This is a genomic window from uncultured Turicimonas sp. (assembly GCF_902477955.1).
Lineage (GTDB): Bacteria > Pseudomonadota > Gammaproteobacteria > Burkholderiales > Burkholderiaceae_F > Turicimonas.
On sequence record NZ_CABSJB010000012.1, the window covers coordinates 47,048 to 62,248 of the forward strand.

Sequence of the window (15,201 nt, forward strand, 5' to 3'; positions counted from 1 at the left end):
AACTTTTTTAAAGTGCACTTATCCACAAAATTTATAAGTTACTCAAATATTGTCAACAAATTACTGACATAAGTTGAGAGTTTTTTTCGCCTAAATCGGTTCTTCACCACTTCCAATAATTGAAATCAGACAATCCAAAAAGGAAATAATCGAGTAAAGTTACCAAGTGTTAAGTGAATAAAATGTTTTCTACACAAAGTAAAAAAGGTTATTGATGAAAAAACTTTTAGTATTGACATGTTTAACCTCTTCTTTGGTCCTTAGCGGCTGTGCCCCGGTACTTATCGGTTCAGCTGCCGTAGGTGGAACAGCCGTTGCAGTCGATAGACGCAGCGTTGGTGACGTAACTAATGACGGAGTAATTGAAACAAAGGCTAGCGTCCAGTTGGCTCAAGCAAATTTCTCCTCCAGTCATATTACGGTTACGGCCTACGAAGGGAGAGTATTGCTGACCGGCGAAGTCGGTTCTGAAGATGACAAAGAAAAGGCCGGTGAAATCGTTAAGTCTATTAACGGTGTAACTAACGTCTATAACGAACTGGCAGTAATGAATAACGTTCCTTTTACTACAAGAATGAACGACTCGTTAACAGCAAGTAAAGTCAGAGCAGCTCTTCTAGATAATAAGGATGTTACGTTAACTTCTCTGAAAGTAACCGTCGACCGAGGAATCGCTTATTTGATGGGAACGGTAACTCAGCGCGAGGCAGATATCATCACTGCAGTGGCCGCTAAAGTCCCCGGAGTTGTCAAAGTGGTGACCCTCATGGAAATCATTACGCCGGAAGAATTGGAGAGAAGAAAGTTAATCAAAGAGAACCCCTCCGCAGTCACTGAAAAAACGGAAGTCCAGACCGGAGCAGAAACAATTCCTATAAATTAAAATAGTGAATTGATAATAATTCTCATTTAAAATAACAAAAATTTTTGAGGATTCCAAGTGAGTAAAAATGCTTTTAATTTGCTGATTGTTCCGGCGGTGATTTTGATCGTCTGGGCTTTCGTTGCACATTTAGGCATTTTTAACTCATTCTTGCTTCCTCCTCCGGAGCAGGTCTTAGAAAGTTTTGGACAGCTCATCAAAGATGGGACCTTAGGAACCCATATTTTGGCGAGTTCCATGAGATCTTTGGGCGGTTTCTGCATCGCAGCTTTAATAGCGCTTCCGACTGCTTATATTTGCTATTACTCGACTAAAACCGAGAGCAGATTGAAGTTAGTAATGGAAGCCCTGCGATTCATCCCGCCTCTCTCATTGGTTCCTTTGCTTATTCTTTGGCTCGGCATCGGAGAGGCTTCAAAAGTCGCTATCGTAATTTTGGCTAGTTTCTTTCCTATCTACTTCAATGCCTTATCAGGTTTCAGACAGATAGATAAGAATTTCACTGAGCTGGCTACCGTTTTACGTCTTAATAAAAAAGAAAAATTTTTCCATGTAGAGCTTCCCGGATCCCTTCCCAGCGTTCTTACCGGACTTCGTTTGGGATTCGGTTATTCCTGGAGAGCGTTGGTCGGTGCCGAGTTGATTGCCGCATCGTCCGGACTCGGATATCTGATTGGAGACGCGAGCGAAATGTCCCAAACCGATAAAGTGTTTGTGGGCATTTTCAGTATTGCCATTCTCGGCATTTTGGGAGATCAGTTATTTGTATGGATTACTCATAAATTTTCTCCTTGGATGAAGAAATAATGGCTTCCGGAATCAAAATAGAAAACTTAAAGAAAAGTTTTAACTCTGCTAAAGGCATTATCACTCCAATTGATAATTTCTCTTTGGATATTTCTGCCAATGAACTTACAACCGTTATCGGTAAAAGCGGCTGCGGTAAGACAACCCTTTTAAAGCTCATCAGCGGCATTGAAGAGGCCGACGAAGGAAGGGTCATTTTTTATGACAAAGACGGACAAGAAATTAAAGAACCGAGAATTTCTTATGTGTTTCAAGAAGCTCGGCTCCTGCCCTGGAAAACGGTAGGACAGAATCTTGAGCTTCCCATTCGTCATGAAGAAGAAACAATTAGAAAAAAACTTGTTAAGGAAGCTCTCGAGTTAGTTTGTCTCGGTGATATTCAGGACTTGTACCCAAGTGAACTTTCCGGGGGGATGGCTCAACGTGTTGGTTTGGCCCGCGGGGTGATATCTAAACCGGATATTCTCCTATTAGATGAACCTTTTAGTGCTCTGGATTTTATGACCAGAACTAAGTTACAGTCTGATTTCTCCAGACTGCAAAAAGAACTATCGATGACGATGCTGATGATCACTCATGACATAAATGAAGCTGTTTTTCTTAGTCATCGAGTTATCTATCTGAATCATGGGAAAGCCGAAAAAGATTTAAAAATCGACGTAGAAACCCCACGGCAAATTGGAGATTCTCGTCTTTTGAACTACCAAAATTACCTCCTACACTCTGTTTTTAAATAAGGATTATTAATAATGAAACTGAAATCAGTACTCTCTGCTCTCGTACTTTCCATGGCTGCTGCCAGCGTATTTGCGGCTCCTTCAGAAATCAATATTGCTTATGTGAAGGCCCCGTTCAATCTGCAGAACATGGTGATGAAGCATAACAACATGCTCGAGAACGAGTTCAAGAAAGACGGTATCAAAATCAAATGGCACGACATCACTTCCGGTGCTAAACAGACTCAGGCTATGGCAGCCGGTTCTTTGGACGTCAGCGCCACAATGAACACAGCTTCATTATTAATGGCTAACTCTGCCGGTAATCCTGTTGTCGTCGCAACAGGCGTAGCTCACCCGACAAAAGTTTTTGCTATCGTCGGCAAACCGGGCCCGCAGATGACGGTCAAAGACTTGAAGGGTAAGACTGTTGTCGGTCCGAAAGGCACAGTTCTTCATCAGACATTAGTTGCTGCTTTGACAAAGAACGGCATCGATCCGAAAGATGTTAACTTCATCTCCATGGATATTCCAAAGGGCATGACAGCCATGATGGCCGGTAAAGTTGACGCAGCTCTCTTGGCTGCCGGCGGCGTTATCAAGGCAAATGCAAACGGAGCAAAAACTATTGCTACAGCCGACGGCTACACAGAACCGAACCTCGTCATGACAGCTTCTAAGAAGTTTGCCGATGAAAATCCTGAAATCTTGAAGAGAATTGTTAAAGTCAACAGAGACGCTCTCGCTTGGATTAAGGCCAATCCGAAAGAAGCCTTAGAAATCGGTGCTAAAGAACACGGTATCTCTCTTAAAGACGCAGAAACTTTAAAGAACTGGAGCAACTACTACGATACTTTGACTGACGAAGATATCAAAGGCTTGGAAGCTGACCAGAAGTTCCTTAAGGAAAACGGCATGATGGAGAAAACCGTCAACGTTAAAGATCTCGTCTTACCAATGGCAATGCAGAAATGATGAATAAAGAAATCGTCAAGGTTGTTGAAAAGGGTGTTGAATTAGACATCCCGTTCCATGCTTGCGTTCTTTACCACGGAAAAGACAGCATCGGCGGTTTGTCCTTAGGCTATCGCTTGATGTACTGGGCTCTTAACTATCTTTCTGAAGACGGAGAAATTCCGAGAAGAGAAGATATCAGCTTCAAAACTGCTTTTCCGGGTCCGGGGCTCAGAGACGCCGTAGAAATGATTTCTAGGGCCGTTACCGCCGGAAGGTATGAAGTACTTAAGGAGGCTCCTTCGTGCGCTCCTGAAGGCGTTTACGGCCATATGTACTTCGAAATTTCTTTAAGAGACAAAACTGTTAAGGTCGCACTCAAACCGGGAGTGATTGATGACGACTTTATTCAGACCGGCAGAAATTTCAAAAAAGAAAATCTGACGCCGGAAGGACTCAGGCATTGGGAAGATCTGAAAAAGAATCTTGCGGAAAAAGTTTGGTCCGTTGAGAATTTATCAGATGTTCTGACCGTCATTAAGTAATTGATTGAATTCGGAAGCCTGCTCGGCAGCTCCGTAACTTGATCTGATTAATACACCGCTTGCACAGCTGCTAAAGCCAAGTTCTTTAGCAGTCTGTGCATATTTTTTAAATGTGTCCGGATGGACATACCTTTGCACAGGATAGTGATACTTGCTAGGTGCTAAGTACTGGCCGATCGTGACCATCTGAACATTGTTGGCTCTTAAGTCCTTAAGGACTTGTATGATTTCTTCATCGGTTTCTCCGAGACCCACCATCAAGCCGCTCTTTGTCGGACAATCCGGATAAATCTCCGACCACTTCTTCAATAGACTTAAAGAATGCTCGTAGCTGCCGCCCGGCTTAACTTCACGATATAAACGAGGAACCGTTTCAATATTGTGGTTGAGCACATCGGGCTTTACTTCTTTTAATGTTTCAAGAGCGCGCTCTAATCTTCCTCGGAAATCAGGAATCAGGATTTCTACCTTTGCATCAGTTTCAGTCTGAATTTTTTTTACGCAATGTACAAAGTGAGAAGCACCGCCGTCTTTCAGATCATCCCTGTCCACGCTGGTAAGAACGGCGAATTTAATGCCTAAACGTTTGATGCTTTCGACGATATGGTCGGCTTCTTCCGGATCGAGAGGCAAAGGTTTACCGTGCGCTACATCGCAGAAAGGACATCTTCGGGTACAAATCTGTCCCATTAGTAAAAAGGTAGCACGTTTCTTATTGAAGCACTCATTTAGGTTAGGGCAGTTTGCTTCCTGGCAAACAGTATGCATGCCTTTGTTAGCTAATAATTCCCTGACTTCTTTAACTTTGAGAGCATTGGCAGGAATCCGGACTTTAAGCCAGGAAGGTTTAGGCAGCTTCACTTCATTTAAACGATAAACTTCATGCTGCTTTATTTTTTTAGTTGTCCTCTGTTCCTTGGGAATAAAGTCCGTCATTAGAATCCTGTCTTAAAAAGGAATAGCAAAAATCGTGGAGGCAGAAAGACTGCCGAGAGGCCATGTTAAGTAAAACACGCCAATTCCCGCGATTGTAAGCAAGAGAGCAAAAAGAACTTCGAGTTTGATGGTTCTAAGCATCAAGAAGGTTATGTCAGCCTGCTGTGTTTTCTTCAGAATGGAGGGCAAGAAACTGGCTCTAGGAAGAGCAAGCAAAACAAACAAGAACGGCCAATAAGAATGGTTAGCAATACTTAACCAGCCAACGATGATAAACGGGATATAAATCATGCAGGAGTAGACGAACACCCCGACTTTTTTACCTATAACCGCTGCAAGCGTTCTGCGGCCGACCGATAAATCATGCTCAACATCACGGTAGTTATTGATAAAGAGCACGGCAGCACCAATTAAACCCAAAGCAGTGCCGGGAATAAGAACCAGAATATTGAAGCTTAAAGTCTGCAGCCAGAATGTACCGCCGACTGCAAATAATCCGTAGAAAAGAAAAACTAAAAATTCTCCGAACGGCGTGTAGGCAATTGGTTTTGGACCACCCATGTAGCAGTACCCGCAAAGAATAGAGAGAAAAGCGATTAGCGCAATAGCCCAGCCGCCGATGACGATAAGAGCAATACCAAATAGGCAGGCAAGAACTATCATGGCTCCAATCATTTTTTTAGCAGCGTCCATGGAAATCCAGCCTTCCGTGGTGGCTCTCGGAATACCGACGCGATCGGAGCGTTCGGCTTTTCTGACGTTGTAAGCATAGTCATTGACCATATTTGACATAGCTTGAATGGTCATCGCACCTAACAATGTCAGAAGGAAAATCCAAAAATTAAATTTACCGTCAAAAGCTAAAGCTAATCCTGTCCCCACTAAAACCGGAGCAGCAGCTATCCACAAGGTCTTAGGGCGGAAAAATGCAAGCCAAGCTTCTAAGGAATGCGGTTTAATGTCTTTTTTCAATCAAGTACTCCGATAATTTTCTCTCAAGAATTTTAATTATTTCTTGTTTAGAACAAGCTGAGTTTAACGACTTAATATTGGCCGTCTTTAATCCTTTGTATCCGCAAGGATTGATTCTTTCAAAGAAAGACAGGTCTGCATCGAAATTTAAAGAAAGGCCGTGGTATGTGCAGTCATTGGAGATTCGAATGCCTATAGAGCAAATCTTCTGCGCACCGTTGAATGGACCGGTACAATCGGGTCCTGGTACGTAAACGCCGGGAGCTCCGGGGACTAAGAAGCCGGTAATGCTGACTTCTTTCAATGTGTCGATAACCGCGCTTTCTAAAGTTTCCAGATAGGCTTTGGGGAGCAATCCTCTTTTACGTAAATGAATGAGTGGATAGACAACGATTTGTCCCGGACCATGGTAAGTAACTTCACCGCCTCGATCCGTATAGACAACCGGTACATCCTGCGGATTTAAAAGGTGACTCGGACTGCCTTGTCTGCCTACCGTAAATACAGAAGGATGCTCGCAAAACCAAATTTCGTCCAAATCGGCTGTGCGATCTTGGACGAAATTTTTCATTTTTTGCCAGGTTTCCAGATAATCAACAAGGCCTAGATGACGAAATAAAAGCTGATTCAAAGTTACAAAACAAATTTCGTATATTCATGATCAACTAACGCTTTGTATAAGTCGTCGAGTTGGTCTTGAGAGGTAGCTCTGACCACGACACCCAAAGAGAGATAGTTGCCCTTAGCAGATTCTTTCAAATTTGCTTCAGCAGGATTGTAATCCGGGTCGTATTTCTTAATGACTTCAACAATTCTATCTTTGTAGTCATCAGCTTTGATACCGACGATCTTGAGAGGAAAATCACATGGGAATTGAAGCAGCTTTGCAGGAAGCTCTTCTTCTAATTGTTCTTGTTTTTTGACGTCTTCAGACATTTTGATGACTCCTCAATCTAATCTATTATGGCATTTAACTTGTCGATGACTTTCTGTTTCACGCTAGGATAGACGTTTTCATTGGCCATCAATGGTACATTCTTAAGGGTTTGGCCGTTAAATACAATGCGTAAGGTACCAATTTGAGAACCGGAAATAATCGGCAGCTTCATTGGTTCATCTCTTTCGATTAGGAGTTCAACTTTATTGTGCCTAAGCTCTTGCAGGTCGATTTTTTTTAAAGAGATAAAAATATCGTCCGGAGCAATCATCACTACCTGTTTTTTATCCGTGCCTTTCAAATCTACGGTAGAGATGATTTTACCTTTGGAGATGATTTTCAAGGTCTCAAAATTATTAGCGGCATCAGAGAGCAAATTTGAAGAACGCTTAATGATTTGGCCGGCAGGCAGAGGATTGCTTGCAGTATTGATGACGAGAGAACCGGGTTCCTTTCTGGCATTCTTCTTTTTAGGATGGTCAATGCGGGCTAAGGAGAGGACTGCTTTCGTGTCCTTGTCGATGAGCATAACAATGTTCGTCTTTTCCCCTCTGCTGGCTTTTAGCTGAGAAGGGTAGCTAATGTCACCGATGACGAATTTTTCATCAAAGGGATTGACGCCCATTTTTTCGAGCTCGAAAAATACGGTGCTCAGAGCATTGGTTAAGTCTTCAACCGAGCAGTCGATTTTTGAAGTTTTTAAATCGAATACTCCATTTTCACCTACTTTAATCTTTGCATCGACAAAGTGATCAGTTAGGATTTTTTGCAAAGTCAGTCTGGCATCAGGTGATTTGAGAAACAGAAGAGCGGTAACTAGTTCTTTGATCTTTATTTTCTTTTCAGGATCCAAACGCAGAGATGCCTTAGTTGTCGGTGCCGAAGTCAGTTCTATCTCTTTAGCCGGATCAATTTTCTTTTCTTGTATTAAATGAATCAATCCGTAAGTCGACAATAGGTCAGAAAGAAGTTCGATATTGTCTATCTCAAGTTTGGAAAGATTCGTCTCAAAAGAATTACCGCTGAGTAAATCAAAGGAGACAAAAGAAGGCTCCTCTGACATCAACTTGTGTTCTTGTTCGAGAGCTCCGGATTTGGCAGGTGCCTTATTGCACCAGGCAGGAGATGAGCCGAGAGCCAAAGCAGCAGTCAAAGATACTACAGTGAGAAATTTATAGGGGGTCATAGTGATTCATCCATGTAATAGCCCGCTTTATCATGGTCTGCAGCAGAGGTATTTGTTTTGAGAAGAAATGATCGGTATTAGGAATAACGGTGACAGCTTGGCCGAAATGTCCGGCCCATTCCAGCGCATCCTTCAAGGGGATCACTTCATCCTTTTCTCCGTGTATTAGAAATGTCGGAACAGCAGGTAAATCGAACTTCCATTTTTCCGCGGCAGTTCCGAGCAGAAGCAAGAAATCCGGGGCATTAGAAGAAGCTGCCTTGCAGCTCACATAAGTGCCAAAGGAGAATCCCGAAAAGCAAGTTTTCGGTTTAGAAGAAAAGAGTGCTTTGATTTCCGGCAGCTCCAAATAAAACTGTACCAAGGCTAAAAGATCCTCTGTTTCTCCTGCGCCGTTGTCATAAACTCCCTGACTTTTACCGACTCCGCGGAAGTTATGACGGACAGTGATCCAATTTTCCTGGAGGAAAGATTTATTTAGAGCATGGATAACTTTATTATTCATGTTTCCACCGAAGAGAGGATGGGGATGAGAAAGAAATGCAATTCCCTTAGGGGCGCAACCGGGGATGGAAAGTCTGGTTTCCAGATTTCCACTTTTCCCTCGAACGGTCATTTCTATCTCTTTTACGGCCATTTTTTCCTCGATGGTTCGAACCCCCCATTTTACCGAAGCATGTAACTTCAAATAAATTAGAAATTCTGCTGAAATGTTTAGTTCCAAAAATGTCTGATTACCTTTCAATTGAATCCGTTTCTAAAAAGCTGTCTAAGCAAGACATCACTTTTGAGTTTCTTCCGGAAGTTGATTCGACCAATGAGTACCTCAAGAGGAAAGTTCTTGATGGAGCGGTGTGCGCTCCTTATGTGGTTGTGGCCGAGAGGCAAGTCAAAGGAAAAGGCACGAAGGGAAGAGCCTGGGTGGATGATTCGGAGAGCTGTCTGAAGTTCTCTATGGTTGTGGAACATACGGGAAGTACTCGAGACCTAATGACTTTGAGCCCTCTCTTGGCCGTAAATATTGCTGAAGAGTTTTCGAAACTTAATTCAAAGGTCAAGGTTAAATGGCCTAATGATTTGATGACTTCGGAAGGAAAATTAAGCGGAATACTTATCGAGACGGTTAAGTATGCAGGCAGAGTCTATCTAGTTTTTGGTATCGGTGTTAATTTATTTCCCAATTGCGAACTAGAAGAACAAATCAACCGGAATATTGCATTCCTTTTTGAGGAGCATTCTGATAAGGAGGCCAAAAGGGAGGAAATTATTAGAATTTTGGCGGATTCTGTACTCAAAATAATGAATCAAAGTATCGGGTTACAAGATACTTCTCTCTCGGAAAGATGGCAGAAGTTTGACTATTTCTATCAAAAAACGTTGAGTTTTCGACTTCCTTCACAAGAAATTGTTGAAGGAACTGAGAATGGAATTAGTTCAGACGGAGAAATTCAGCTGATCATTGACGATTCTTTAAGAAAGTTTAATTCAGGAGAAATTCTTAAAAATGGTCGTGGTGGACAGGATTTTTAACGAAAAAGATCAAAATCGAGCACCTTCAAATGTGTCCGAGTATTTTTTTGAAGTTCTAGGTACATAATTGAGGCTCTTTTAGTTTTTCTTGTAGTTGGTTTCTATCTAGAAAAAAGGCGAAGGTAAGATGGCATCTATTCTTATTGATCTTGGTAACTCGGCTTTAAAGTGGTCCCTGTTAGATGATCCTGAAAATCCATTTACTTACGTCCACGAGTCCTCAGGTATTCTCGATGAAAAAATCAAAGATAAGTGGCAAGAACTCGGTGTAAAGAATGCCTACGGTTGTACGGTTGCTTCCGACTGGATTGCTCATAGTACAAAGAACTTTCTTAGCAGCATCGGGGCGCAATGCACATGGTTTACAGCCAAAAAAGAATTTAGAGGGGACTTTATTCTTAAGAGCAACTACGACCATCCGGAACTCTTAGGCGCAGATAGGTGGTTTGCTGCCATTGGCTCTGTCGCGCTTCATAAAGACGAACCTCTTTTAGTTTGCCATTTAGGGACTGCCAGTACTATTGATAGTGTCATTCCGACCGGCGTCGGTGAGTATGTGTTTTTAGGGGGAAGAATTGCTCCGGGGCCTGCAATGATGCGCGAAGGTTTGGCAAGAGGGACATCTCATCTGCCACGAGCATTCGGAAGAAGAACGGATTTTCCCACCAATACTATCGATGCTATTACAACCGGAATTGTTGACTCTCAACTAGGTCTTATTGAAAGAGCAGTAAGAGAGATGGAAGGAATAGGAGCAACCCCTAAAATTCTTCTTGCAGGGGGAGCTTCTAAAGTTGTCGCTCCTTATATTCAGCAAGAATTTGATAATGTCGATATCCGCCACAATCTGGTTTTGCATGGTCTGGCCACTATGGTCCGAAATCTGAAAAGATAAAAGTATTCTCTCGAACGTGATCTCCATAAAGGCAACATTGTACGGCCTCGCTCATCGGTACTATTTTTGACTAGTCCAGAAAATTCACTGAAATATCTATAGTTTCAGATTCAAGTCGTTTAAGAAAAAAGTGACCAAAGTTTGATCTATATCAAACTACTCGAGCAGTTTTCGGGCAGAAAATGACGTAACTTCAAAAAAAGAACCGATTCCCAAGGAGATTCATATGACAACTAGGCGTAATTTTCTCAAGACTTCTTCTTTTGCTTCCTTAGGCTTATTAGGTGCAGCTGTTTCAACAGCCAAGGCTGCGGATGTTGCTTCTTCTACTCTTCCATCTAAATGGGACGGAGAGACTGATGTGCTCGTCGCCGGTTCCGGCATCGCCGGCATGTCTGCCGCTATTTCTGCAATGGACAAAGGCGCTAAAGTTTTGGTTTTGGAAAAAGGCAAGAACTACGGTGGATGCGCAATTATTAACGGCGGCATCATTGCTTTAGGCGGAGGTACAAGAACTCAGAAAGAACACGGTGTAGAAGATACTCCTGAACTTCTCTACAAGAAATTAACTAATCCGGCTCATCACGAATATCGCAAGAACACTCCGGAACTCGTTAAGAAATATTCTGAATGGTGTCCCGGGACACAGGTTTGGTTGGAAGAACATGGTGTCCGTTTCCTTCCGACTTTTACAAAACCAGGAAAATATGATTCTCAGCATCATGAGTCCTACCATCACATCTGGTGAAAAGACTCCGGCGAAGGCGGAAGAAAACCTCAGCCTACAGGCGGTTTCATGACAGGCCGAGGCATTATGATGCCTTTCTATGAATACTTCACAGGTAAAGGCGGTCAGATTCTTCTCGAACAGAAATTGATTGATGTTTATGTTGATGGAAACGGAGCTGTTGTCGGTGCCAAAGTTCAAGGTCCCGATGGCAAGATCCAAAACATTAAAGCTAACAAAGGTGTAGTACTGGCAGGCGGAAGCTGGAAAGCAAATCCTGAACTCAGAAGACTTACTGACCCACGCTTTACCGAAAATATGATTTCTACCGGATATCCGTTCGTTGCTCCCGATGGTTCAGCTATTTTGGCTGGTGTACGTGCAGGAGGTATGTTAGTTGGTGACCGTTGCGAAGATACTCCTCACCTTCGCCGTAAGTTCGGTACAGCTCACTATGGCTTCCCGAAAGGCAGTAAGTATGGCGCTCCCGGTCTCGGAATCAGCGGTCCTCGCTGGGCAGAAGTTATCTTTACAAACAAGAACGGCGACAGATTCGTTAAAGAATTGGATAAGGCTAACTTAGGCGGATACACTTTCTATGACGCAGCTTTGGCTCAGCCAGATCAGTTCCTCTGGACAGTATTTGACGATGCAACTGCCAAGAAGTACAAATGGGACACGAAGTATCCGACCTGTGAAGAAGGCTATGCCTTCACAGCTGACACATTGGCAGAACTGGCTAAATTGACAAATCAACCGAATCTTGAAAAAACTGTTGTCCGTTACAACGGCTTTGTGGACGCTAAGAAAGATGAAGATTTTGATAAGCCTGCAGAAAGTCTGACTAAGAAGATCGAAGAAGGCCCATTCCATGCCGTTCGTCTGGTTCTTTGCGTACATAACCTTACAGGCGGTTTGGCGATCAACAATAATTCTCAAGTTCTTGGACAAGACATGAAACCGATTAAGGGTCTCTATGCAGCCGGCGAAACAGCTGGAGGTCTTTATGTTGGTAATGGAATGCCGCGCGCAATTATGCCGGGTCGCTGGGCCGGTGAACATGCTGCAACTTCCAAATAATCACTTTAAATAAAACCTAATAGGCGAGGCATAGAGATGTCTCGCCATGATTCCCAAGGAAATAACAATGAAAAAAGCTCTTTATCTTTCCTTGCTGCTTTCCTTAAGTTTTCCTCCAGTTACTGTGGTTGCTCAGCAGCAGGTTCAAGAACCGATGAAAAAAGAACAGTGTCTGGCGTGCCATGGACCGACTTTCGATGATTTGATTAAAAAGAACGTTCAGGCCCAATCTGACTCGGGTCCTGTGAATCCTCATGTGTGGATTCCTCATGCCGGCGGCGATGAGAAGAATTTCTCAGAATGCATCGAATGTCACTCCCAGCATCCCATGCCACCTAAACCCGGATACAAGGATACCAGCGCATCTCTTGAACCTTGCTATGCCTGTCACCATAATTATCAGTTAAAGAAGTGCTCCTCTTGTCACGGCGCTAATAACGGATAATTGTTAATTTTTTATGAGAATAATAAGGTTCGTACTCATCCTGTTCCTTGCTTTCTGTTCCTGCTTCCTCTATGCAGAGGAGGAACAGAAGGTTATAAAGATTGGCCTTATTCATTTTTCTCCTCCCTTGAGCAAGGATATGGATTTCACTCCAACCTTGCATTATCTGCAGAAGGAACTGGCTCCCTGGAAAGTGGAAGCAAAAGTCTATTCATCCGCAGATTTAGAAAAAGCTATTAAAGACGGCACTATCGACTTCTTCTATGCCAGTGCCGGCTTTTTCTACCGCATGCTTTCTTTTGGCGTCAGGGACATCGCGACGGTCGTAACGGCCGAGAAGCCAGTTCCAAACTTTGGGACAGCCGGTGCTTTTATTACTCAGCGAGACAGAATGGACATAAAAAGTATTGAGGACATGAAAGGCAAGTCGTTTGTCGCTAACTATGAGACCGCATTTCATGGTTATAGGATTGGCATGGCAGACCTTGCCTTCAGAGGATATGACCCAGATAATTTTTTTAAGAGTAAACGATTTGTTGGTGAGTCAGCCGATAAGTTTTTGAAAGAAATTGTGGAGAGAAAAGCAGATATTGGTTTTATCCGTGCTTGCTGGCTTGAAGAGCATGAACTTCAAAATATCGCCGTCCTTGACAAGATTAAAGTCATTTCTCCTATTTCCGGTCCTGTTAAATGTCTGCACTCCACGCGTTCCTATCCTAACAATACTTTTGCTTCCACTCGAGTCGTCAATCACGATGTGGCAAAGAAAGTGTCGGCTGCCTTATTAAGCATGAAGCCAAGCGCAAGCGGCCAATATTGGTCTTTAGCCACTAACTTCAAACCTGTTGATGATTTATATCGTGTCCTCAAAGCCGGACCATATGAGTACATGAACCAGTGGTCACTGCGTCGTTTTGTTTTGACTTATTGGCCGTTGCTCGCACTTTTGGTACTAACAGTAATCGGATTAGCGGCGCACAGCTGGCGTGCTCAGAGACTGGTGGATAAAGCAAAAGCCGAGCTGCTGGAAGCCGAAGAAAAAAAGAACAAGCTGCAAAAACAAGCTACCGAACTGACAGAAAAAATGGAAGCTCAGCATAAATTGAACTTAGTTAGTCAGATTTCTTCTATCTTTGCTCATGAAATGAATCAGCCTCTAGCAGCCTGTCAATACCTAGTGGACGGGCTCAAAGCATTAAACAAACGAAATCCCAAAGAAGTTAATCCGGAGATTTTGAGTTTTAGTCTTGAGAACTTTGAGAAGGAACTTAAGCGAGCAACTGCGATTGTCAATAAAGTTAGGCAATATGCAAGAAAGCAGGCTTGCAGGAATCAGAAAGTAGACTTTTCTGCTTGTCTTGCAGAAATTATCCAAACTATGAAGGTGAAGTACTCCGGGAAAGTTCATTTGCACGATGACTTCACAAAAGACATTTTTATTGAAGGCGATCGAGTTGAGATTGAGATTCTTGTTTGGAATTTGGTGAAGAATGCTATAGAGGGTGCATTGGAAGGAGCAAATCCAACAGTTTGGGTTTCTTTGAAAACCTGTAAGGATGAAATACTGCTTCAAGTAGCAAACAGCGGAAGAGTTTTTTCTGCCGGAGAAGTTGAAGATATTGGCAAAAATTATTTGAAGAGCTCCAAAGCAGAAGGTCTAGGAATTGGACTTCAGGTTATCAAATCAATTCTGGAAGCCATGGGCACTTCAATGAAAATGCAAGCTAGGGAGGAAGGGGGACTAGTGCAGTCTGTTCTCTTCGCTAAGTGGAGCGACAACGATAATGACTGAATTAGCACAAGAGACGAAGGCAAGATTTCTGATCCGAGTGATAGATGACGACCCAGGAATACTTACCGGATTAACTTTTTTGTTGGCCTGTACCGGCTGGAAGTCGATCGGCTATAGCTCTGCAGAAGAATTTCTGGAAAAAGACAACAAGATGATTCCTGGATGCATTCTCCTGGATATACGGATGCCGGGAATGACGGGAATTGAGCTTCAAACAGAACTAAAGAAACAACGAAATGAATTGCCAATCATCATTATTACCGGCTATGCGGACGTTGATACGGCAGTCAGAACGTTGAAGAAGGGTGCTTTTGATTTTCTGCAAAAGCCTGTTAATGCTGAGAAGCTGGAAGAAGTATTGGCCGAGTGTATTCAAAACAAAATGGTTGAAGATACCGGCAATAAAGAAATAGATGTTCTGAAGATTTTTGATTCACTGAGTAGACGAGAACAAGAGGTATTCGAGCTGATAGCCAATGGCTTAACAAGTAAATTAGTTGGTGAGAGACTGGGTTTGTCAGAGAGAACCGTCCAAGGCCATCGATTGAATATCTCAAAGAAATTCAATATTCACACCAAAAAAGAATTATTAGCCTGCTGGAATTTCATTGAAAAAAATAAATAAATGCAGGAATTTCTGGATTCTTCAGAAATTTTATAAAATTTTACATTTATCTTAACTAGTTGAAATAAAAGTAAAAATAGATATTTTACGCCGAAATCATAGAAAAATTTTCATCGAGAGGTTTGACAAGCTCAAAAAAGGTATTTATAGTTCGCACCTCGTTGTTGATGA

General features: G+C 42.7%; 16 protein-coding genes and 1 pseudogene. 11 read left to right on the top strand and 6 right to left on the bottom strand.

Annotated features, from left to right (window positions below; translation table 11 throughout):
* The first annotated feature begins 214 nt into the window (after positions 1-214).
* From RDK53_RS05145 to RDK53_RS05165, 5 genes are read left to right on the top strand one after another with little or no spacing between them, the layout of a single operon-like run.
* Entirely contained in the window at positions 215-883 is a 669-nt protein-coding gene (locus RDK53_RS05145; RefSeq protein ID WP_308513590.1) for a BON domain-containing protein, read from the top strand.
* A gap of 57 nt (positions 884-940) precedes the next feature.
* Positions 941-1,690: an ABC transporter permease gene (locus tag RDK53_RS05150; RefSeq protein WP_308513591.1), complete on the top strand. Its 750-nt coding sequence runs from the start codon at positions 941-943 to the stop codon at positions 1,688-1,690.
* Positions 1,690-2,427, top strand: a complete 738-nt coding sequence (locus RDK53_RS05155; RefSeq protein WP_308513592.1) for an ATP-binding cassette domain-containing protein — start codon at positions 1,690-1,692, stop codon at positions 2,425-2,427. Before RDK53_RS05150 ends, RDK53_RS05155 begins: the two co-directional genes overlap by 1 nt.
* Before the next feature lie 12 nt (positions 2,428-2,439).
* Positions 2,440-3,381, top strand: coding sequence for an NrtA/SsuA/CpmA family ABC transporter substrate-binding protein (locus RDK53_RS05160; RefSeq protein WP_308513593.1), 942 nt, complete (start codon positions 2,440-2,442; stop codon positions 3,379-3,381).
* Entirely contained in the window at positions 3,378-3,905 is a 528-nt protein-coding gene (locus tag RDK53_RS05165; protein ID WP_308513594.1) for a hypothetical protein, read from the top strand. Before RDK53_RS05160 ends, RDK53_RS05165 begins: the two co-directional genes overlap by 4 nt.
* Here RDK53_RS05165 and lipA read toward each other — a convergent pair.
* Genes lipA through RDK53_RS05195 form a run of 6 tightly spaced genes read right to left on the bottom strand, consistent with a single transcriptional unit; the run spans position 3,879 to position 8,573 of the window.
* Positions 3,879-4,841, bottom strand: coding sequence for a lipoyl synthase (gene lipA / locus RDK53_RS05170; protein ID WP_308513595.1), 963 nt, complete (start codon positions 4,839-4,841; stop codon positions 3,879-3,881). The genes RDK53_RS05165 and lipA overlap by 27 nt on opposite strands.
* Positions 4,842-4,853: 12 nt before the next feature.
* Entirely contained in the window at positions 4,854-5,813 is a 960-nt protein-coding gene (menA, locus tag RDK53_RS05175; RefSeq protein ID WP_308513596.1) for a 1,4-dihydroxy-2-naphthoate octaprenyltransferase, read from the bottom strand.
* Entirely contained in the window at positions 5,797-6,444 is a 648-nt protein-coding gene (gene lipB, locus RDK53_RS05180) for a lipoyl(octanoyl) transferase LipB (protein WP_308513597.1), read from the bottom strand. The genes menA and lipB overlap by 17 nt, the downstream gene beginning before the upstream one ends.
* A 2-nt stretch (positions 6,445-6,446) precedes the next feature.
* Entirely contained in the window at positions 6,447-6,749 is a 303-nt protein-coding gene (locus RDK53_RS05185) for a DUF493 domain-containing protein (protein WP_308513598.1), read from the bottom strand.
* Positions 6,750-6,766: 17 nt separating this feature from the next.
* Positions 6,767-7,936, bottom strand: coding sequence for a hypothetical protein (locus RDK53_RS05190; protein WP_308513599.1), 1,170 nt, complete (start codon positions 7,934-7,936; stop codon positions 6,767-6,769).
* Positions 7,923-8,573, bottom strand: coding sequence for an alpha/beta hydrolase (locus RDK53_RS05195; RefSeq protein WP_308513600.1), 651 nt, complete (start codon positions 8,571-8,573; stop codon positions 7,923-7,925). The genes RDK53_RS05190 and RDK53_RS05195 overlap by 14 nt, the downstream gene beginning before the upstream one ends.
* Before the next feature lie 89 nt (positions 8,574-8,662).
* Here RDK53_RS05195 and RDK53_RS05200 point away from each other — a divergent pair, with 89 nt between their 5' ends.
* The 6 genes and pseudogenes from RDK53_RS05200 to RDK53_RS05225 all read left to right on the top strand — a co-directional run bounded on the left by RDK53_RS05200 (position 8,663) and on the right by RDK53_RS05225 (position 15,030).
* Positions 8,663-9,466, top strand: a complete 804-nt coding sequence (locus RDK53_RS05200) for a biotin--[acetyl-CoA-carboxylase] ligase (protein WP_308513601.1) — start codon at positions 8,663-8,665, stop codon at positions 9,464-9,466.
* Between the two features lie 127 nt (positions 9,467-9,593).
* A complete protein-coding gene (locus RDK53_RS05205; protein ID WP_308513602.1) occupies positions 9,594-10,361 on the top strand; it encodes a type III pantothenate kinase in 768 nt (255 codons plus the stop codon).
* 226 nt (positions 10,362-10,587) lie between these two features.
* Positions 10,588-12,168, top strand: a pseudogene (locus RDK53_RS05210) (FAD-dependent oxidoreductase).
* A 67-nt stretch (positions 12,169-12,235) separates the two neighbouring features.
* The gene (locus RDK53_RS05215; protein WP_308513603.1) at positions 12,236-12,613 is read left to right on the top strand and encodes a hypothetical protein; all 378 of its coding nucleotides are present in this window, start codon (positions 12,236-12,238) and stop codon (positions 12,611-12,613) included.
* Positions 12,614-12,752: 139 nt separating this feature from the next.
* Positions 12,753-14,405, top strand: coding sequence for a PhnD/SsuA/transferrin family substrate-binding protein (locus tag RDK53_RS05220; protein WP_308513604.1), 1,653 nt, complete (start codon positions 12,753-12,755; stop codon positions 14,403-14,405).
* Complete coding sequence (locus RDK53_RS05225) at positions 14,398-15,030, top strand: response regulator (RefSeq protein ID WP_308513605.1); 633 nt, start codon at positions 14,398-14,400, stop codon at positions 15,028-15,030. Before RDK53_RS05220 ends, RDK53_RS05225 begins: the two co-directional genes overlap by 8 nt.
* The last annotated feature ends 171 nt before the right edge of the window (positions 15,031-15,201 follow it).

Bases quoted from the DNA above. Each gene is read 5' to 3' on its own strand.
- RDK53_RS05145 (WP_308513590.1), top strand. From the start codon at position 215: ATGAAAAAACTTTTAGTATTGACATGTTTAACCTCTTCTTTGGTCCTT.
- RDK53_RS05155 (WP_308513592.1), top strand. From the start codon at position 1,690: ATGGCTTCCGGAATCAAAATAGAAAACTTAAAGAAAAGTTTTAACTCT.
- RDK53_RS05160 (WP_308513593.1), top strand. From the start codon at position 2,440: ATGAAACTGAAATCAGTACTCTCTGCTCTCGTACTTTCCATGGCTGCT.
- RDK53_RS05165 (WP_308513594.1), top strand. From the start codon at position 3,378: ATGATGAATAAAGAAATCGTCAAGGTTGTTGAAAAGGGTGTTGAATTA.
- lipA (WP_308513595.1), bottom strand. From the start codon at position 4,841: ATGACGGACTTTATTCCCAAGGAACAGAGGACAACTAAAAAAATAAAG.
- RDK53_RS05185 (WP_308513598.1), bottom strand. From the start codon at position 6,749: ATGTCTGAAGACGTCAAAAAACAAGAACAATTAGAAGAAGAGCTTCCT.
- RDK53_RS05190 (WP_308513599.1), bottom strand. From the start codon at position 7,936: ATGACCCCCTATAAATTTCTCACTGTAGTATCTTTGACTGCTGCTTTG.
- RDK53_RS05195 (WP_308513600.1), bottom strand. From the start codon at position 8,573: ATGGCCGTAAAAGAGATAGAAATGACCGTTCGAGGGAAAAGTGGAAAT.
- RDK53_RS05200 (WP_308513601.1), top strand. From the start codon at position 8,663: ATGTCTGATTACCTTTCAATTGAATCCGTTTCTAAAAAGCTGTCTAAG.
- RDK53_RS05205 (WP_308513602.1), top strand. From the start codon at position 9,594: ATGGCATCTATTCTTATTGATCTTGGTAACTCGGCTTTAAAGTGGTCC.
- RDK53_RS05215 (WP_308513603.1), top strand. From the start codon at position 12,236: ATGAAAAAAGCTCTTTATCTTTCCTTGCTGCTTTCCTTAAGTTTTCCT.
- RDK53_RS05220 (WP_308513604.1), top strand. From the start codon at position 12,753: ATGGATTTCACTCCAACCTTGCATTATCTGCAGAAGGAACTGGCTCCC.
- RDK53_RS05225 (WP_308513605.1), top strand. From the start codon at position 14,398: ATGACTGAATTAGCACAAGAGACGAAGGCAAGATTTCTGATCCGAGTG.